The organism is Streptomyces mirabilis, assembly GCF_039503195.1.
Taxonomy (GTDB): domain Bacteria; phylum Actinomycetota; class Actinomycetes; order Streptomycetales; family Streptomycetaceae; genus Streptomyces; species Streptomyces mirabilis_D.
This window is the reverse complement of sequence record NZ_JBCJKP010000001.1, coordinates 2,363,925-2,382,388: the sequence shown is the minus strand read 5'-3', so window position 1 is coordinate 2,382,388 and position 18,464 is coordinate 2,363,925. Positions and strand designations below refer to the sequence as shown.

Below are 18,464 nucleotides of genomic sequence, written 5' to 3'. Positions count from 1 at the left end.
CGCGCGACCAGCCACAACGCACCCGCAGGCAACACACGGCCGAACCGCCGGAGGCGCTACGCAGCCTTGGCCTTCGTGGCGTACATGTCCACGTACTCCTGCCCCGACAACCGCATGACCTCCGTCATCACGGAGTCGGTCACGGCCCGCAGCACATACCGGTCACGGTCCATGCCTTCGTACCGCGAGAACTCCATCGCCTCACCGAAGCGGACCGTGACGCGGCCCGGCCGCGGCATCCCCGCACCGCCGGGCTGCAGCTTGTCCGTGCCGATCATCGCGAACGGGACGACCGGGGCGCCGGTCATCAGGGTGAGGCGGGCGATACCGGTGCGGCCGCGGTAGAGCCGGCCGTCGGGGGAGCGGGTGCCTTCCGGGTAGATGCCGAAGACCTTGCCCTCCTCCAGAATGCGACGGCCGGTCATCAGCGCCGCGACACCACCGTTGGCGCCGTCCCGGTCCACCGGGATCATGCCGACACCGGTGAAGAACCAGGCCATGAGGCGGCCCTTGAACCCCTTGCCGGTGACGTACTCGTCCTTGCCGATGAAGAGCACCTGCCGGTCGCAGACCAGGGGCAGGATCATCGAGTCGATGAACGTGAGGTGGTTGCCGGCCAGGATGACGGGGCCGTCGCCCGGGATGTGCTCCACGCCTTCCACCCGTGGGCGGAACATCAGGCGCATGATCGGTCCGAGCACTGCCTTGATGAGCGCGAAGCGGGACAACGGGCCCTCCGGTGTCAAGGGATCGGTATGAAGTATGTGCAGGTGAGGACGATACTCGCGGCCCCCCGGTGATTGCACATCGGGTTCACCGACTGGATACGGACTGTTGACCAATGTTTACCTGAGGTGGCGGGCTGTTGCGCGTTCGTCACACGGACGGAAGCATGTGACGTATCTCGCGACGGCTTCGGCCGCCACGCCGGACGAGTCGCACAGGTTCGCCGAACGAGTCGCACGGTTCGACCGGGTCGCACGGCTTGCCCGGGACCGGGACCCCGGATTCCGGAACCTCTGACCGCGTACCCACCACCGTCACCCCGAAACTGACGGGCCGCCAGCTCTCTTGTTCCGTACCGCCGTTCCGTACGCCATCCAGTGGCACCCACGTGTTCCGCCACAGGTCTCCCTCCCGTCACGGAAGGGAACCTACGATCGACCCGCTTTGACAGGTACGGGGCGGTACGGCGGGAGGAGCGCTCATGGAGACGCAGGGGACGCAGGGGACATCGGAGTCGCGGGAGCCGAACGGGCAGGACCGGGGCACGGCGCGCCGCGCGCTGCTCGGGGCCGCGGTGCTCGGCGCGGGCGGAGCGGTCCTCGGCCTGCCGGGCGCGGCGAGAGCCGACGAGCGGCACGGGAGCGGCGGCCACGGCGGCTACAAGAGCCTGCCCAAGCCGACCGTCATCGGGCACCGGGGCGCCAGCGGCTATCGGCCCGAGCACACCTTCGGCTCGTACCAGCTGGCCCTCGACCTGGGAGCCGACGTCGTCGAGGCCGGTGACCTGGTGCCCACCAAGGACGGCCACCTCGTCTGCCGGCACGAGCCGGAGATCGGCGGCACCACCGACGTGTCGGCGCACCCCGAGTTCGCCGACCGCAAGACCACCAAGACCCTCGACGGCATCCCCACCACGGGCTGGTTCACCGAGGACTTCACCCTCGCCGAGCTGAAGACCCTGCGGGCCGTCGAGCGCATCCCCGCCAACCGCCCGCACAACACGCTCTACAACGGCCGCTGGGAGATCCCCACCTTCGAAGAGGTGCTCCACTGGCAGGACGAGCAGACCCGCAAGCGCGGCAAGCAGGTCTGGATCTACCCCGAGACCAAGCACCCCACCTACTTCCGCGCGCTGGGCCTCGGCCTGGAGGAGCGCCTCGCCACGGTGCTCCGCAAACACGGCAAGGACAAGAAGAACTCGCCGGTCATCATCCAGTCCTTCGAGCCGACCAGCATCCAGCGCCTCGACAAGCTGGTCGACAACCCGCTCGTCGTGCTGCTCTCCGCCGCGAACACCCGCCCCTGGGACTTCGTCACGACGGGCGACCCGCGCACCGTCGCCGACCTCGTCAAGCCCGAGGGCCTGAAGTGGATCGCCTCGTACGCCCGGGGCATCGGACCCACGCTCGACCTGGTCATCCCCAAGGACGCGAACGGCGCCCTCACCACGCCGACCACGCTGGTCGCCGACGCGCACCGCGCGGGCCTGATCCTGCACCCGTACACCATGCGCAACGAGAACACCTTCCTGCCCGCGAACTTCCGTCAGGGCACCGACCCGAACGCCTACGGCGACGCCTTCGGCGCCTTCAGGACCTATTTCGCCACCGGCATCGACGGCGTCTTCTCGGACAACGCGGACACCGCGCTGCTCGCCCGCGAGGACTTCGTCAACGGATGATCCACTCACCCCGGATGGGGTGACAGTCCCCCGCCCCGGCAACCCTGTGCCGGGTCGGCGGCGTCCCGCCGCATATGACCCACGAGATGGTTTCCACCCTGCGTCCGCTGCTCGCCGCCGAGGCCTCGGCGGAAGGCTTTGCGTCCGGGACCGAACCGAGCGACCTCGAACAGGCCGTCTGGCTGCGCCTGCTGGAGCGCCTCGACTCGGACGGGCCGCCCGTCGACCCGCAGGGCTGGTTGCGCCGCGCCGTGCGCTCCGAGGTCCGCCGCACCCGCCGTACGGCCCGGTACGAACGGCCGTACGTCCGCGAACCCGCCGACGAGAGCGGGCCGGACCCCGAACAGCAGGTGATGACCGCAGACAGCCGGCGCGCCCTGCACGACGCGGTCCGGCGGCTGCCGGGCCGCTGCCCCGGTCTGATGGCGGCACTGCTCTCCCCGAAGGACCTCACCTATCGGGAGATCGCAGGCGAGTTGGGTATCTCACAGGGCAGTCTGGGTCCGGAACGTTCCAGATGCCTGGGATGTCTGCGTCGATTGCTCTCTCCGGTGGTTGCGGCCCACGCACCACGGGGATAGGAGTGGGGGACGACCGGTGGAACAGGTGAGCGGGAGGCATGCACACATGGGCATGAGCGTGACCATCTCGGCGGCGACCGAGCAGGACGCAGAGCAGATCCTCAAGCTGCAGTACCTCTGCTACCAGAGCGAGGCCGAGCTGTACGGGGACTACGGCATCGAGCCGCTCACGCAGCCGCTCGACTCCCTCAGGGCGGAGTTGACGGACGGTACGGTCCTGGTGGCCAGACTGGGCGAAGAAGTGGTGGCCTCGGTCCGCGGAGCCGTGGACCCGGACGGCACGGCGCGCATCAACAAGCTCATCGTCCATCCGCGTATGCAGCGCCACGGCCTGGGCGGGCGGCTGCTCGCCGCGATCGAGGCCAAGCTCGCGACGGACGGCGCGGCCAAGTCCTTCCAGCTCTTCACCGGCCACCGCAGCGACCGCAATCTGCGGATGTACCGCAAGCACGGCTACGCGCAGGTCTCCACGGAGCGCGTCGACGAGCGGCTCACCCTGGTGACCCTGCAGAAGGGCGCCCACACGGGCGCGTTCGTGACCAGCGCCTGACGAGCGCCCGTGTTCCGGGCCCGAGCCACGGCTGCGGGCCCGAGGTAGGGCTACGGCCCGAGCTATGCCGACCGGTCGGCCGTACGCGCCTTGCGCAACCAGTACATGGCCGACAGCGGCAGCAGCACCGGGATGAACAGATAGCCGATCCCGTAGTCCGACCACACGGTGGCGTCGGGGAAGGCGGACGGCTCGACCAGTGTCCAGGTCCCGACGGTCAACACGCCCACGAGCTCGGCGGCGCAGCACACCAGCGCCGCCCTGCGGGCCGTTTCGCCGCCGCGCACGAGTGAGTACGTGATGAAGCCGTAGACGAGGCCCGCGACCGCCGACAACGAGTAGGCGAGCGGGGCCTTGTCGAACTCCGTCGAGATCTGGACGGCGGAGCGCGACACGGCGCCGACGACCATCACGCCGTACAGCCAGAGCAGCAGCATGCCGGGGCCGCTGATCAGCCGGGTGCGCTTCTTCTCCGGAATCGCCCGACTCTCCCGGCCCTCCTGATTCTCCTGCGGCGCGGTCCCGTTCTCCTCCGTGGCCGTCATCTCAGCCTCCCCAGATGTCATAGAGCCGCACCTCCAGTACGGCGAGGACGACACCGCCGGCCGCCACCGTGATCGATCCCCAGCGGGTGCGCTCCGCCAGCGACATGAAGCCCGCGGCCGGAATGCACGCGAAGGCACCGAGCAGATACGCCACGAAGATCGTCGTGCCCTGGTCGGGCTTCTCGCCACGCGCCAGCTGGACGATTCCGACCACCAGCTGGATCACGGCGAGCAGGGTCACCACGGCCATGCCGATGAAGTGCCAGTCCTTGGTGGGCTGATCACGGTAGGCGGCCCAGCCGCACCAGGCGGCGAGCGCGAGCGCGGCGACGGCGGTCGCGACCGTCAGGGCATCAAGCATGCCGTGACCCTATTACGGGCCAAAAGGCCCGATGCCCTCGCCCCCGGGCTGCCCCGTAGGGTCGAGCGCATGAAGATCCACGCTGATGCCCTGCTGTTCGACAACGACGGGACGCTCGTCTCGTCTCTCGAGTCGGTGAACCGGTGCTGGACACGATGGGCGCGCGAGTACGGGATCACCGCGGAGGACTTCGCCCGGATCGAACTGCACGGCCGCCCCGCCGCCGAGATAGCCGCCGACCTGCTGCCCGCCGACCTCGTCCCCGAGGCGCTCGCGCGCATCGAACTGCTGGAGGTCGAGGACGTCCCCGGCGGCGTCGTCCTGCTCCCCGGCACCGCGGCGTTCCTCGACTCGCTGCCGGCCGACCGCTGGGCCGTCGTCACCTCCGCCACCCGGCGACTGGCCGAGGCCCGGCTCGCCGAGGTCGGTGTCCGGCCCAAGACGCTGATCTCCGCCGACGACATCACCCGTGGCAAGCCCGACCCCGAGCCCTACCTCCTCGCCGCCCGTGAACTGGGCGTCGACCCGGCCCGCTGCGTCGTCTTCGAGGACGCCCCGGCGGGCCTGCAGGCAGGCCGCGCCGCCGGGATGACCACCGTGGCGTTGGCCACAACCCACGAGGCGTCCGAGCTGGAGGCGGACCTCGTGGTGCAGGACCTCTCGGCCCTGTCCGTACGGGTCACCGACGGGGGAGTGGAGATCTCCACCCGCGGCTGAGAGGTGTCCACCGCTGTCCGCAATGCGGACAGCGGTTCTGGGTCCCGCCTGTACGTCTGCTTTACTTGATCCCATGACCACGACGAGCAGCCGCATCCTTGCGACCGAGGCGACCATGACGCCCGGTGCTCGTTGTATGTGTCGAATGTGCGCCTTCTAGAGGGCCCCCGCACCACCGCCCCGTCTCGCGCCCCGAAGCGAGACCGCCGCGCCCTGTCCGTACCCCGTACGTGAGCGGCGCCGCCCCGCGCGCATGTTCTCCCCGGATTCATCCGGTTCCATCGCCACCGCGAGAACCGTGTCGCGTTCCCGACCGAATGCACCCGTGCCGGCGCACACCCGCGCCCCGCACTCGACAGTGACGGAAACCCCCAGTGATCACGACAACGGGCCTCACCAAGGTCTACCGCTCGCGCGGCCGTGAAGTGACCGCCCTCGACGGCGTCGATCTGCACGTTCGCGAAGGCGAGGTGTACGGCGTCATCGGCCAGTCCGGCGCCGGCAAGTCCTCCCTCATCCGCTGCGTCAACCTCCTGGAGCGTCCCACCGCCGGCACGGTCACCGTCGCCGGACAGGACCTCACCGCGCTCGCCGGCCGCGGCCCGCGCGCGGGCAAGGAGCTCCGCCGGGCGCGCAGTCGTATCGGCATGGTCTTCCAGCACTTCAACCTGCTGTCCTCGCGCACCGTCCAGGACAACGTCGAGCTGCCGCTCGAAATCCTTGGCCTGTCGGGGAAGGAACGATCCTCCAAGGCGCTCGGGCTGCTCGACCTGGTCGGTCTCTCCGACAAGGCCAAGGTCTACCCGGCCCAGCTCTCCGGCGGCCAGAAGCAGCGCGTCGGCATCGCCCGCGCCCTGGCCGGCGACCCCAAGGTGCTGCTCTCCGACGAGGCCACCAGCGCCCTCGACCCCGAGACCACCCGCTCCATCCTCCAACTGCTGCGCGACCTGAACCGGCAGCTGGGCCTGACCGTCCTGCTCATCACCCACGAGATGGACGTCGTCAAGACGATCTGCGACTCGGCCGCGCTCATGGAGAGGGGCCGCATCGTCGAGTCCGGCACCGTCAGCGAACTGCTCGCGACCCCCGGCTCCGAACTCGCCGGGGCGCTCTTCCCGGTGAGTGGCGAGCCGTCAGGCGACGACCGCACCGTCATCGACGTCACCTTCCACGGCGAGGCCGCGACCCAGCCCGTCATCTCGCAGCTCTCGCGCACGTACAACATCGACATCTCGATCCTCGGCGCCGCGATGGACACCGTCGCCGGCAAGCAGGTCGGCCGGATGCGCATCGAACTGCCCGGACGCTACGAGGAGAACGTCGTGCCGATCGGATTCCTGCGCGAGCAGGGCCTGCAGATCGACATCCAGGGCCAGCAGCCCGTGCTCGCGACGGACGGTGCCAAGTGACCTGGTCGGAGATGCAGCCCCTGCTGTCCCAGGCGTGTTGGGACACGCTCTACATGGTCGGCTGGTCCACGCTGATCGCGATCGTAGGCGGTCTGCCGCTCGGCGTTCTGCTCGTCCTGACCGACCGCGGCGGACTCCTGCAGAACGTCGTCGTGAACAAGGTCATCGGGCAGGTCGTGAACATCGCCCGCTCGCTGCCGTTCATCATCCTGATGGTCGCGCTGATGAACTTCACGCGCACGATCACGGGAACGACCATCGGACGCGAGGCGGCGATCGTGCCGCTCGCCGTCGGCGCGATCCCCTTCTTCGCGCGCCTGGTCGAGACGGCGGTCCGCGAAGTGGACGGCGGTCTCGTCGAGGCCGTGCAGTCGATGGGCGGCAACACCTGGACCGTCGTGCGCAAGGTGCTCGTACCGGAGTCGCTGCCGTCGCTGATCTCCTCCGCGACCACCACGATCGTCGCTCTCATCGGCTACTCCGCGATGGCCGGCACCGTCGGCGCCGGCGGCCTCGGCGACATCGCCATCCGCTACGGCTACCAGCGTTTCGAGACCGGACTCATGTGGATCACCGTGGCGATCCTCGCGGTCGTCATCTCCCTCATCCAGTTCGCCGGCGACTACGCGGCCCGCACCCTGCACCGGCGCGGCGGCCACTCCGGCGCCACCCCGAAGCTGCGGCTGCTGAAGGCCAAGGAGCCCGCCACCGCGGAGGTCGGCAACGTCGCCTGAGACCGCCCGAACACCCCCTCCGGTTCTCTTACCCCACCCGCAGATTCCCCGTGACCACCCACCACGGGGTCGCTCCACCCTTAAGGAAAGGCACTTTTCGTGCGTAACACCGCAAAGATCACCACCGCAGTCCTCGCCGCCGGAGCCCTCACCCTCGGCCTCTCCGCCTGCGGCTCGGACAAGAGCAGCAGCGCCTCCGACACCAGCGGTCCGCTGGTCGTGGCCGCGAGCCCCACCCCGCACGCCGAGATCCTCGACTACATCAAGGACAACCTGGCGAAGAAGGCCGGCCTCGACCTGCAGGTCAAGGAGTTCACGGACTACGTCACGCCGAACACGGCGACCGAGGACGGGTCCGTCGGCGCCAACTACTTCCAGAACCAGCCGTACCTCGACGACTTCAACAAGAAGAACGGCACCCACATCGTGCCCGTCGTCACGGTCCACCTGGAACCGCTCGGTCTCTACTCCCACAAGATCAAGAAGACCGACGAGCTCAAGAGCGGTGCGACGGTCGCCGTCCCGAACGACACGGTCAACGAGGCACGGGCGCTCAAGCTGCTCGCCTCCAAGGGACTCATCACGCTCAAGGACGGCGCGGGCAACAGCGCGACCACCCAGGACATCGCGAAGAACCCGAAGAACCTCAAGTTCAAGGAGCTGGAGGCGGCTCAGACCCCGCGCTCCCTGGACGACGTCGACGCCGCGGTGATCAACGGCAACTACGCCATCTCGTCCGGCCTCAAGCCGGCCAAGGACGCGCTCTTCCTGGAGTCCGCGACGAACAACCCCTACGGCAACTTCCTCGCCGTCAAGAAGGGCAACGAGAGCGATCCGCGGGTGAAGAAGCTCGCCAAGCTCCTGACCTCGCCGGAGGTCAAGAAGTTCATCGAGGACAAGTACGCCGGTTCGGTCATCCCGTCGTTCTAGTTCCGGTCATCCCGTCGTTCGGGTCGGGTCACCGTACGGGGTCCACTCCATCACTCGGAGTGGACCCCGTGGTGCAGTTCGGTGGCCTCATGCTGCATGCTGGGCAGTTCAGCGGGCCCGAAGGATCCGGGGGCCCGACGTCCCGACGGTTACGGAGCGGCGCATGACCAGCACCTTCCCCGACATCTCCATCAGCACGGAGCGGTTGGTCCTGCGTGCGCTCGACGAGGACGACGTTCCCTCCCTGGCCGCGATGATGAACGACGAGCAGGTCGGGGCCTGGACCGACGTGCCCCAGCCCTACACCGAGGACGCGGCCCGCACCTGGATCACCGAGTACGCGCCCACCGAACGCACGGCGGGCCGGGGACTCGACCTCGCCGTCACCGAGTTCCTCACCCAGCGCCTGGTCGGCATCGTGCAACTCGCCAAGACCAACTGGCATGTGCGCTCCACCGAACTGTCGTACGTCATCGCCCCCTGGGCCCGCGGCGAGGGCTACGCCTCCGAGGCGGCGCTCGCCACCGCCCAGTGGCTCTTCCGCGACCAGAAGTTCGAGCGCATCGAACTGCGCACGGCGGCCGACAACACCGCCTCCCAGCAGGTCGCCCAGAAGATCGGCTGCATCAGCGAGGGGGTCCTGCGCAACGCCTGTATAGCGCACACCCGCACCGAGGACGGCCGCTGGGTGGACCTGCGCACCGACTTCATCGTCTGGAGCCTCCTCCCGGAGGACCTCGACGGAGTCGGCGACCAGCTCGCCGACACGGGTGGTTTCACGTCGTTCTCCGACTGGAACTGAACCGGCGGGATCCCCCGCGCCGAATCCGGGGGACGTCCCGCGGCGCGATCCGAAGATCCGCTCCCACCCGGCAGCGACCTGTGCGCCCGCACCCAGCAACACCAGATACCCTCACGGAGCCCGCCCGCGGGCTGCCCACCGACGACCTGCGAAAACCTTCTGGAGACTGACGACGATGGCCGACCGGGTCACGGTGATCGGCTGGGACGGCTCGCCCTTGACCGCCGCGGCGCGCTCCGCCCTCGGCGCGGCCACCCTGGTGGCCGGAGCGGCGCATCACCTGGCGCTCCCCGAGGTACCCCGGGCCGCCGAACGCATCCGCCTCGGCAGCGTCTCCCTCGCCGCCCGCCGCATCGCGGGCCACCGCGGCAGCGCCGTCGTCCTCGCCGACGGCGACCCCGGCTTCTTCGGAGTCGTACGCACCCTGCGTGCCCCCGAGTTCGGCCTGGAGATCGAAGTCGTGCCCGCCGTCTCCTCGGTCGCCGCCGCCTTCGCCCGCGCCGGCATGCCCTGGGACGACGCGCAGGTGGTCGTGGCACACCGTCGCACCCTGCGCCGCGCGGTGAACGTCTGCCGCGCCCACACCAAGGTCGCCGTTCTCACCTCGCCCGGCGCCGGCCCCGCCGAACTCGGCCTGCTCCTCGAAGGCGTCCACCGCACCTTCGTCATCTGCGAGGAGCTCGGCACCGCGAGCGAGCGGGTCACCATCCTCACCTCCGACAAGGCCGCCGACCACACCTGGCGCGACCCCAACGTCGTCATCGTCATCGGCGGTTTCGTGGCCGCGGCGGAGGACGGCGGCTGGATCGCCGGACGCGACCCGGGCACCGGACCGCGCGGCTGGGCGCTGCCCGCCCAGGCGTACGGCGGCGCTCTGGGCGAAGGCGAAACGGATCTGCTGCGCGCCGCCCAACTCGCCCGGCTGGGCCCGCGCGTCGGAGACCTCGTGTGGGACATCGGCTCCGGCAGCGGCGCCTTCGCCACCGAGGCGGCGCGCACCGGCGCGGCGGTCATCGCCGTCGACCGCAACCCCGGTTCCTGCGCCCGCACCGAGGACTCCGCGCGCCGCTACGGCGTCCAGATGCAGATCGTGCACGGCACCGCGCCGCACGTCCTGGAGAACCTCCCCGAACCCGATGTCGTACGTGTCGGCGGCGGGGGAGTGCAGGTCGTCTCGGCCGTCGCCGACCGCCGTCCGCAGCGCATCGTGACGCACGCGGCGACCCGTGACGCGGCCGAACTCGTGGGCCGTGATCTCAGCGAGCACGGATATCAGGTCGAATGCGCCCTCATTCAGTCTGTCGAACTCGACACAAGGGCCTGGACGGAGACCGAGCGGAGCGTCGCGTTCCTGCTCACAGGCCGTCTGCCCGATCGCAACCCGTGATCCTGTTGTCGTACTGCGCGCGGTAGGCTGGCCGATCGTTGTACCGCTCCAGGGCGATCGGCCTTTCGTAGGCCAATGTCCCGAAAACGCGCCCGTTTTGAGGCGTGTGTGGTACGGCAGAACCTGAGGACGCGCAACGTGGCGCAGTCCACAGCGGGCCGTCGCGGGTCAAGCTGTCGCGAGGGTCGGACGACCGGGACAATGCCCGTTAATGGCTTTGTCGTCTTTGTTGGCCGGTCGTTCGTGCCGCTGGGCACGCACGCTCGTTCTTCACTGCGGGGCGGTCGGTGCGCCGTTCCGGGCGAGCAGGACTTGGAAGCACTAACCGATGGGCGAGGGGTACGCATGACCGACACCGGCCAGGTCCCGGGCGAGGGACTGCCGGAGAACGCAGGCATGGTGGAGCAGCCGGGCGTCCCCGCCCTGGGCACGTACACCTTCCTCGACCCCTCCGAGAACCCCGCCGAGGACGACGACCTGCTTCTCATGCCGGGCGCACAGGGAGCGTGGGGCAACGAGGTGGCCCCGCCGCCCCCACAGCCCCTCGTCGAGGAGCAGCCTCTCGTCCATGAGCCGGGTCCGCACGAGACGGACGGCCGGGACAGCGGTTCACTCGACCTCAGTGGCGTCCGCGTACCCGGCCCCGCGCCCGCCCCGCAGCCGACGGCGCCGCGCCGTCCGCTGCACCTCGGGCCGCCGACTCCGGACGGCTCCGCGAGCCCGGTGCGCTCGCTCGCCGACCGCGGCCCCGCCGCCGCGCCCATGGTCACCCCGATGAACCCCGTGACTCCCCCAACTCCGGTACGGCACGCGGGTCCCCCGACGACCGGTCCCGAGTACCTCGACGTGTCGCAGCTCTCCGAGATCCCGCCGCAGGGCGCGGTGCCGTGGGGAGCGCCGCCGGTGGGTCCCGAGGAGGCGGCCGCAGAAACGGTCGTCCCGTCGGCCGTCCAGGGCCCCGAGGCCGGAGCGGTCGCCGAGGAGCCGACGGCGCCGGAGGCGGAGGTCGCCGAGGAGCCGACGGCGCCGGAGGCGGAGGTCGCCGAGCCCGCGGAATTCGCCCCGGTTCCTCAGGCCGCGGAGGCGGTCGAGGGGGCCGAGGCTCAGGGGTTCGCGCAGGCGCCCCAGGCTCCGCAGGCCGCCCACATGCCCGAGGGGTCGGAGGGTCACTTCGTCGAGCACGCGGTGGAGGTCGCACCGAGCCCCGGGACCGGGCCGGGCCTTGAAGCCGAGCAGAGCTTCGAGGTGGCGCCCGGCCCTGAGGCCGAGCAGAGCTTCGAGGTGGCGGCGGCCCCTGAGACCGCGCCCGCGACGGACGGCTTCCCGGCCCCCGAGGTCCCGGCGGCCCCCGCCGCTTCGACACCCTTCCCGGTCGCCCAGGACCTCCCGCACCTGGCCCCGACCGCGGACGACACCGCCGGGCACCTGGCCGACACCCCGGCACAGGTTTCCGAGGCGGGGGAGCCGTTGGCGACCGAGCAGGTGCTCCAGCCCGCGCAGGACCCTCAGTCGACGCCCGCGGCCGAGCCGCAGGCCACCGAACAGGCCCCCCAACTCGCGGACCAGGCCACCCACCTCGCCGAGCCCGTCGCCCAGGCGGTGGACCAGGCGTCACAGTTCCCGGCCCGGGACGCCCGGTTCCCGGAAGCCGGTGTCCACACCCCGGAACCCGAGGTCCAGTCGGCGGACACCGGCGTGGAGCCCGCGTCCCTCGCGGAGGCCCCGCAGCCGGAGTTCGCCCCGGAGCCCCTCGTGGTGTCCGCCGCCCACGCCGCCGCCGAGGCCCAGGCGCAGGTGGCGCACGCCGCGCACGACTCGTACGGACAGGCACACCCCGGCGTCGAGGCCTTCCCGGTCCAGGCCGCGCAGTTCGTGCCCGCCGCCGAGGCCCACGCCGCGTTCACCGAGGCCGGTGCCGGCGTACCGGTCGGCGTCGCCGCCCACGCGCAGACGCCGCACGCGGCCACGAACCAGTCGCACGGCGAGCACCGCCCCGGCGACACGGCAGGCGCACCCGGAGTCCAGGGCGCCCCCCTGGACTCCGCCGCGGACCAGCCCCTCGGCCAGTTCGTGCCCGTCGAGGGCACGGTGCCGACGACCCCGCACCTGGCCCCGACCCCGCCGCACGCCATGACCGTGCCGCCGCTGCCCACGGAGGAGCGGCCCTCGGTCGAAGAGCCTCCGGTCGAAGAGCCCCCGGCGATGGCGGAAGCGGTGGCGGTGGAGAGCCGGGAGGCTCCCCTCGCCCCTCTCGCCGAGGCGGAGCCCGTCATCGAGCCGGAGCCCGTCGCCCAGGTTCCCGCGCCCCGCGAGGCCGAGGCCGAGACACCCCCCGTACCGGAGCCGTTCGAGGCGGACCCGGAGCCCGTAGTAGTCGCACAGCAAGCGGACGACCTGGACACCCAGGTCGCCGACCAGGAAGAGAGCACGGCCGCAGTGGAAGACGTACGAGAGTCCACCGGCCCCGCGGCCCCCGGCTACGACGACGCCGAGCGCGAGGCCGTGCTGCGCGTGATGCGCGAACGCCGCGACATCCGCAACGGCTTCCGCAGCGACCCGATCCCGCACGACGTGCTGCTGCGGGTCCTCGAGGCCGCGCACACCGCGCCGTCCGTCGGCCACTCCCAGCCCTGGGACTTCGTCGTCATCCGCTCCGCCGAGACCCGGCGCACGATGCACGAACTGGCCGCCCGTCAGCGCGAGGCGTACGCCAAGTCGCTGCCCAAGGGGCGCGCGAAGCAGTTCAAGGAACTGAAGATCGAGGCCATCCTCGACACCCCGGTGAACATCGTCGTCACCGCCGACCCGACCCGCGGCGGCCGTCACACCCTGGGCCGTCACACCCAGCCCCAGATGGCCCCGTACTCCTCCGCGCTCGCGGTCCAGAACCTGTGGCTCGCGGCCCGCGCCGAGGGCCTCGGCGTCGGCTGGGTCAGCTTCTTCGACGAGCGCGAGATGGTCCGTGCCCTCGGCCTGCCCGAGCACCTGGACGTGGTGGCGTACCTCTGCGTCGGCTACGTCGACGAGTTCCCCGAGGAGCCCGAGCTGATGCAGGCCGGCTGGTCCAAGCGCCGCCCGCTGTCCTGGGTCGTGCACGAGGAGACGTACGGCCGTCGCGCGCTGCCCGGTGAGGAGCCGCACGACCTGCTCGCCGAGACGGTCTCCAACATCCGCCCGCTGGACGCCAAGGCGCTCGGCGAGGCGTGGGAGCGCCAGAAGCGGATGACCAAGCCCGCGGGCGCGCTCGGCATGCTGGAGATCATCTCCGCGCAGCTGTCCGGTCTGTCCCGGATGTGCCCGCCGCCGATCCCGGAGCCCGCCGCCGTCGCGATCTTCGCGGGCGACCACGGCGTGCACGCCCAGGGCGTCACCCCCTGGCCGCAGGAGGTCACCGCACAGATGGTGGCCAACTTCCTGGGCGGCGGCGCGGTCTGCAACGCCTTCGCCAACCAGGTGGGCGCCGAGGTCTGCGTCATCGACGTGGGCGTCGCCTCCGACCTCCCCGCGACCCCGGGTCTCCTCCCGCGCAAGGTCCGCGCGGGCACCGCCGACATGACGACCGGCCCCGCGATGACCCGCGAAGAGGTCACGGCCGCCATCGAGGTGGGCATCGAGACGGCCCGCGACCTCGTCGCGGCAGGCAACAAGGCCCTGCTGACCGGCGAGATGGGGATCGCCAACACCACGGCGTCGGCGGCCCTGATCTCCGTCTTCACGGACACCGACCCGTCCGAGGTGACGGGCCGCGGCACCGGCATCAACGACGAGACCCTCGCCCGCAAGACCGAGGTCGTGCGCCGTGCCATCGAACTCCACCAGCCGGACCCGGCCGACCCCATCGGCGTCCTCGCCGCGATCGGCGGCCTCGAACACGCCGCCATGGTCGGCCTGCTCCTCGGTGGCGCCTCCCTGCGTACGCCGGTGATCCTGGACGGCGTCAGCGCCGGCGCCGCCGCCCTCGTGGCCCGCGCCATCGCCCCCGAGGTCCTCGCGGCGTGCATCGCCGGTCACCGCAGCGCCGAGCCCGGCCACGTCGCGGCCCTGAACAAGCTGGGCCTGCGCCCCCTGGTCGACCTGGACCTGCGCCTCGGCGAGGGCACGGGCGCCCTGCTGGCGCTGCCGGTGGTCCAGAGCGCGGCGCGGGCGATGCACGAGGTGGCGACGTTCGACTCCGCAGGGGTCACCGAGAAGTAGACCGACGGCGCACCCGCTCGAGCGGGGGGTCGGGGGCGCAGCCCCCACGCGGCGGAGCCGCACAGTGTCACTGCCGGGACGGGGCGGGCTTGGGGAAGGAGCCCCTCCCGCCCCCGCCGTATCGTGGACCCGCACTCAAAACAGCACGTCAAGGCCGCTCCAGCCGAGCGCAGCGGCCCCGTACGAGGAGCCGCACCGCCATGGCAGAAAACCCCGCCTACCCCGTAGGCCTCCGCCTCACCGGTCGCCGCGTAGTCGTCCTCGGCGGCGGCCAGGTCGCTCAGCGCCGCCTCCCGGCGCTCATCGCCGCGGGCGCGGACATCCACCTCGTGTCACCCGCGGCCACCCCTTCCGTCGAGGCGATGGCGGACGCGGGCGAGATCACCTGGACGAAGCGCCCGTACGAGGACGGCGACCTCGCCGACGCCTGGTACGCGCTGATCGCGACCAGCGACCGGCAGGCGAACACGGACGCCTCCGCCGAGGCGGAACGCCACCGCGTCTGGTGCGTCCGCTCCGACGACGCCGACGCGGCGACCGCCTGGACCCCGGCCACCGGTCACAGCGAGGGCGTCACGGTCGCCGTCCTCACCACGAACGCCAAGGGCCGCGACCCCCGCCACACCGCCGCGATCCGCGACGCGGTGGTCGAGGGGCTGCGCGACGGGACCCTCGTGGCGCCCCACCACCGCACCCGCACCCCGGGTGTCGCCCTGGTCGGCGGCGGCCCCGGCGACCCCGACCTGATCACGGTCCGCGGTCGGCGACTGCTCGCCGAGGCCGACGTGGTGATCGCCGACCGCCTGGGCCCGCGCGACCTGCTCGCCGAACTCCCGCCGCACGTCGAGGTGATCGACGCGGCGAAGATCCCCTACGGCCGGTACATGGCGCAGGAGGCCATCAACAACGCGCTCATCGAGCACGCGAAGCAGGGCAAGTCGGTCGTCCGACTCAAGGGCGGCGACCCGTTCGTCTTCGGCCGCGGCATGGAGGAGGCCCAGGCGCTCGCCGAGGCGGGCATCGCCTGCACGGTCGTTCCCGGCATCTCCAGTTCGATCTCGGTGCCGGGTGCTGCCGGCATCCCGGTCACCCACCGAGGCGTCGCACATGAGTTCACCGTGGTCAGTGGTCATGTGGCCCCTGACGACGAGCGATCCCTCGTGGACTGGGCGGCCCTCGCCCGGCTGCGCGGCACGCTCGTCGTCCTCATGGGCGTCGACAAGATCGGCAGGATCGCGGAGACCCTGATCGCGCACGGCAGGCCGGCCGACACCCCGGTCGCCCTGGTCCAGGAGGGCACGACCGCCGCCCAGCGCCGCGTCGACGCGACCCTGGCCACGGTCGCCGAGACCGTACGCGCCGAGGACGTGAGGCCCCCGGCGGTGATCGTCATCGGCGAGGTCGTGAACGTGGGTGTGCACAGCCCGCTGAACGCTTCCGAGTAACCACCGGTAACCCAACCCGTGCCCAGCCGTTGGCACCGCACCCAGGACAAGGCAGTATCACCCTGTGGCCGATCTCATCACCGTTGAGAACCCCGACGACCCGCGTCTGCGTGACTACACGGGCCTGACCGACGTGGAGCTGCGCCGCAAGCGCGAACCCGTCGAGGGCCTGTTCATCGCCGAGGGCGAGAAGGTCATCAGACGCGCCAAGGACGCCGGGTACGAGATGCGCTCGATGCTCCTGTCCGCCAAGTGGGTCGACGTCATGCGCGATGTCATCGACGAACTCCCGGCCCCGGTCTACGCGGTCAGCCCGGAGCTCGCCGAGCAGGTGACCGGCTATCACGTGCACCGCGGCGCGCTCGCGTCCATGCAGCGCAAGCCGCTGCCGACGGCCGAGGAACTCCTGCGGTCCGCGCGCCGGGTGGTCGTCATGGAGGCGGTCAACGACCACACCAACATCGGCGCGATCTTCCGCTCCGCCGCGGCCCTCGGCATGGACGCGGTGCTGCTCTCCCCGGACTGCGCGGACCCGCTGTACCGCCGCTCCGTGAAGGTCTCGATGGGCGCGGTCTTCTCGGTTCCGTACGCCCGTCTCGAGACCTGGCCCAAGGGCCTGGAGACGGTCCGTGACGCCGGCTTCAACCTGCTCGCCCTCACCCCGGACGAGAAGGCGAGGTCCCTGGACGAGGCGGCCCCGCACCGGATGGACCGGGTCGCGCTGATGCTGGGCGCGGAGGGCGACGGCCTGTCCACGAAGGCCCTGATGGCGGCGGACGAATGGGTCCGCATCCCGATGGCCCACGGCGTCGACTCGCTCAACGTCGGCGCGGCGGCAGCGGTCGCCTTCTACGCGGTCGCGACGGGCCGCCCCCAGCTCTAGACCGGCTCCGCAGCGACCTGGACCCGGCCCCAGGGCCTGTCCGGTCGGCTCCGGTACTGCGCGGCCATCAGATCGCCGGACGGTGGCGCGTACGACGACTGCCCCTGGCGTACGTCCTTGCGCGTACCCCCGTCGTCCAGCCCGCGGGCCGGCCCCTGGCAGCCCTGCGCCGCGGCGATGCCCAGCGCGACGAGCAGCGTCACCACGACGAACACGAAGAGCCGCTGACGCAGCAGTCGCGGATTGGCCGGCCGCCGTCCGGTCCCCGTGGTCCGGGGCGCGGGACGCCCGGCGCCGCTGCGGGGCACGGGCCTGCTGCCGGAGCGTCCGCCACCCCGGGCGGGCGCGGGTCGCGCGCCCGACTGCGGCGGCCGTGAGCCCCCGTTGGTGCCGCCCGTGCGCGGCGGCGGTGTGCCCTGCGGGCGGCGCTGGGTGGGCTGCTCGGCGTACTGCTCGGCGAGGCGCCCCGTCGGCCGGTCGGGATCATTGCGCTGCGCGGGCGGGCGGACGTCCGCCATGCCCTGCGCCTCGCGGGCCGCGATCTCCTTGAGCCGCAAGGAGAGTTGGAGCGTGCTGGGACGCTCCTCGGGGTCCTTGGCCAGACATGCGCGGACGAGCGGAGCCAACGCGTCCGGAACCCCGTGCAGCTGCGGTTCCTCGTGCACCACTCGGTACAGCATCACCTCGGAACTGCCGTGTCCGAAGGGCGAGTCGTTGGTCGACGCGTACGCCAGCGTGGCGCCGAGCGCGAACACGTCGGTGGCCGGGGTGACGGCGGCGCCGCGCACCTGCTCGGGCGCGAGGAACCCGGGCGAGCCGACCGCCGTACCGACGTGTGTCAGGGTGCTCGCCCCCGTCGCCCAGGCGATGCCGAAGTCGATGATCCGCGGCCCCTTCGGGGACAGCAGGATGTTGGACGGCTTGAGGTCCCGGTGCACGACACCGGCCTCGTGCACGGCGACGAGCCCCTCGGAGAGCGCGGCCCCGACGGCGGCCACGTCGGCGGCCGACATCGGGCCCTCCTCGGCGACCTTGTCGTGCAGCGAGGGCCCCGGCACGTACTGCGTGGCGAACCACGGCCGGTCCGCCTCGAGATCGGCGGCCACGAGCCGCGCCGTGCAGCCGCCCCTGATCCGCCGGGCCGCCGAGACCTCGCGGGCGAACCGCGACCGGAACTCCTGATCCTCCGCCAGATCCGGTCGGATCACCTTCAGCGCGACCCGCTGGCCACGGCGGTCGGAACCCAGGTAGACCACGCCCATTCCACCCGCGCCGAGCCGTCTGTGAAGCCTGAACGAGCCGACGACACGCGGGTCCTCGCGCCTCAGGCGCATCATCGCCATGTCCATCCCCGCTGCCCGGTCCGTTTGACGAGCCACAGCTTACGTTTCCGCGGCCGGGTGCGCGCAGAGGCCGCGCCCTCACGGCCCGATCGATTGTCAGTGCCGGGTGGGAAACTTGAAAGACGGTCAGGGACTGCGAGAACACGGCTGCTTTGAGCTGCCCGTGATCCCAACCG

16 protein-coding genes are annotated in these 18,464 nt (G+C 71.4%); 12 read left to right on the top strand and 4 right to left on the bottom strand.

Features of this window, described 5'->3' with window-relative positions; translation table 11 throughout:
• Positions 1-56: 56 nt before the first annotated feature.
• Entirely contained in the window at positions 57-728 is a 672-nt protein-coding gene (locus AAFF41_RS11470; protein ID WP_054230621.1) for a lysophospholipid acyltransferase family protein, read from the bottom strand.
• 479 nt (positions 729-1,207) lie between these two features.
• Here AAFF41_RS11470 and AAFF41_RS11465 point away from each other — a divergent pair, with 479 nt between their 5' ends.
• From AAFF41_RS11465 to AAFF41_RS11455, 3 genes are all read left to right on the top strand, one after another.
• Positions 1,208-2,407, top strand: coding sequence for a glycerophosphodiester phosphodiesterase (locus AAFF41_RS11465; protein ID WP_343323919.1), 1,200 nt, complete (start codon positions 1,208-1,210; stop codon positions 2,405-2,407).
• A 74-nt stretch (positions 2,408-2,481) separates the two neighbouring features.
• A complete protein-coding gene (locus AAFF41_RS11460; protein WP_319745025.1) occupies positions 2,482-2,988 on the top strand; it encodes a sigma-70 family RNA polymerase sigma factor in 507 nt (168 codons plus the stop codon).
• A 46-nt stretch (positions 2,989-3,034) separates the two neighbouring features.
• Positions 3,035-3,538: a GNAT family N-acetyltransferase gene (locus AAFF41_RS11455; protein WP_319745028.1), complete on the top strand. Its 504-nt coding sequence runs from the start codon at positions 3,035-3,037 to the stop codon at positions 3,536-3,538.
• A gap of 62 nt (positions 3,539-3,600) precedes the next feature.
• Here AAFF41_RS11455 and AAFF41_RS11450 read toward each other — a convergent pair whose 3' ends face one another.
• Together AAFF41_RS11450 and AAFF41_RS11445 are read right to left on the bottom strand one after the other, a co-directional pair.
• A complete protein-coding gene (locus tag AAFF41_RS11450; RefSeq protein WP_097288849.1) occupies positions 3,601-3,975 on the bottom strand; it encodes a hypothetical protein in 375 nt (124 codons plus the stop codon).
• A gap of 109 nt (positions 3,976-4,084) precedes the next feature.
• Positions 4,085-4,444, bottom strand: a complete 360-nt coding sequence (locus AAFF41_RS11445; protein WP_099923735.1) for a hypothetical protein — start codon at positions 4,442-4,444, stop codon at positions 4,085-4,087.
• 69 nt (positions 4,445-4,513) lie between these two features.
• Here AAFF41_RS11445 and AAFF41_RS11440 point away from each other — a divergent pair, with 69 nt between their 5' ends.
• The 9 genes from AAFF41_RS11440 to AAFF41_RS11400 all read left to right on the top strand — a co-directional run bounded on the left by AAFF41_RS11440 (position 4,514) and on the right by AAFF41_RS11400 (position 16,945).
• Entirely contained in the window at positions 4,514-5,161 is a 648-nt protein-coding gene (locus AAFF41_RS11440; protein ID WP_319745030.1) for an HAD family hydrolase, read from the top strand.
• A 374-nt stretch (positions 5,162-5,535) separates the two neighbouring features.
• Positions 5,536-6,570, top strand: a complete 1,035-nt coding sequence (locus AAFF41_RS11435; protein ID WP_319745032.1) for a methionine ABC transporter ATP-binding protein — start codon at positions 5,536-5,538, stop codon at positions 6,568-6,570.
• Positions 6,567-7,304, top strand: a complete 738-nt coding sequence (locus AAFF41_RS11430; protein WP_319745034.1) for a methionine ABC transporter permease — start codon at positions 6,567-6,569, stop codon at positions 7,302-7,304. Before AAFF41_RS11435 ends, AAFF41_RS11430 begins: the two co-directional genes overlap by 4 nt.
• 99 nt (positions 7,305-7,403) lie before the next feature.
• Positions 7,404-8,234 carry a MetQ/NlpA family ABC transporter substrate-binding protein gene (locus AAFF41_RS11425; RefSeq protein WP_075027598.1) on the top strand — a complete coding sequence of 277 codons (831 nt, stop codon included), beginning with the start codon at positions 7,404-7,406 and terminating at the stop codon, positions 8,232-8,234.
• A 163-nt stretch (positions 8,235-8,397) separates the two neighbouring features.
• Positions 8,398-9,036 carry a GNAT family N-acetyltransferase gene (locus AAFF41_RS11420; RefSeq protein WP_075027597.1) on the top strand — a complete coding sequence of 213 codons (639 nt, stop codon included), beginning with the start codon at positions 8,398-8,400 and terminating at the stop codon, positions 9,034-9,036.
• A gap of 175 nt (positions 9,037-9,211) precedes the next feature.
• Positions 9,212-10,423, top strand: coding sequence for a precorrin-6y C5,15-methyltransferase (decarboxylating) subunit CbiE (cbiE, locus tag AAFF41_RS11415; protein ID WP_343323918.1), 1,212 nt, complete (start codon positions 9,212-9,214; stop codon positions 10,421-10,423).
• 345 nt (positions 10,424-10,768) lie between these two features.
• Complete coding sequence (cobT, locus tag AAFF41_RS11410) at positions 10,769-14,617, top strand: nicotinate-nucleotide--dimethylbenzimidazole phosphoribosyltransferase (protein ID WP_343323917.1); 3,849 nt, start codon at positions 10,769-10,771, stop codon at positions 14,615-14,617.
• Positions 14,618-14,817: 200 nt separating this feature from the next.
• A complete protein-coding gene (cobA, locus tag AAFF41_RS11405) occupies positions 14,818-16,062 on the top strand; it encodes a uroporphyrinogen-III C-methyltransferase (protein ID WP_319745040.1) in 1,245 nt (414 codons plus the stop codon).
• 64 nt (positions 16,063-16,126) lie between these two features.
• Positions 16,127-16,945 carry a TrmH family RNA methyltransferase gene (locus tag AAFF41_RS11400; RefSeq protein WP_060902351.1) on the top strand — a complete coding sequence of 273 codons (819 nt, stop codon included), beginning with the start codon at positions 16,127-16,129 and terminating at the stop codon, positions 16,943-16,945.
• Here the strand turns inward: AAFF41_RS11400 and AAFF41_RS11395 are convergent.
• Complete coding sequence (locus AAFF41_RS11395; protein ID WP_319745042.1) at positions 16,942-18,294, bottom strand: protein kinase domain-containing protein; 1,353 nt, start codon at positions 18,292-18,294, stop codon at positions 16,942-16,944. The genes AAFF41_RS11400 and AAFF41_RS11395 overlap by 4 nt on opposite strands.
• Between the last annotated feature and the right edge of the window lie 170 nt (positions 18,295-18,464).

Coding starts and splice junctions, on each gene's coding strand:
- AAFF41_RS11465 (WP_343323919.1), top strand. CDS start 1,208: ATGGAGACGCAGGGGACGCAGGGGACATCGGAGTCGCGGGAGCCGAAC.
- AAFF41_RS11460 (WP_319745025.1), top strand. CDS start 2,482: ATGACCCACGAGATGGTTTCCACCCTGCGTCCGCTGCTCGCCGCCGAG.
- AAFF41_RS11455 (WP_319745028.1), top strand. CDS start 3,035: ATGGGCATGAGCGTGACCATCTCGGCGGCGACCGAGCAGGACGCAGAG.
- AAFF41_RS11450 (WP_097288849.1), bottom strand. CDS start 3,975: ATGCTGCTGCTCTGGCTGTACGGCGTGATGGTCGTCGGCGCCGTGTCG.
- AAFF41_RS11445 (WP_099923735.1), bottom strand. CDS start 4,444: ATGCTTGATGCCCTGACGGTCGCGACCGCCGTCGCCGCGCTCGCGCTC.
- AAFF41_RS11440 (WP_319745030.1), top strand. CDS start 4,514: ATGAAGATCCACGCTGATGCCCTGCTGTTCGACAACGACGGGACGCTC.
- AAFF41_RS11420 (WP_075027597.1), top strand. CDS start 8,398: ATGACCAGCACCTTCCCCGACATCTCCATCAGCACGGAGCGGTTGGTC.
- cbiE (WP_343323918.1), top strand. CDS start 9,212: ATGGCCGACCGGGTCACGGTGATCGGCTGGGACGGCTCGCCCTTGACC.
- cobT (WP_343323917.1), top strand. CDS start 10,769: ATGACCGACACCGGCCAGGTCCCGGGCGAGGGACTGCCGGAGAACGCA.
- cobA (WP_319745040.1), top strand. CDS start 14,818: ATGGCAGAAAACCCCGCCTACCCCGTAGGCCTCCGCCTCACCGGTCGC.
- AAFF41_RS11395 (WP_319745042.1), bottom strand. CDS start 18,294: ATGGACATGGCGATGATGCGCCTGAGGCGCGAGGACCCGCGTGTCGTC.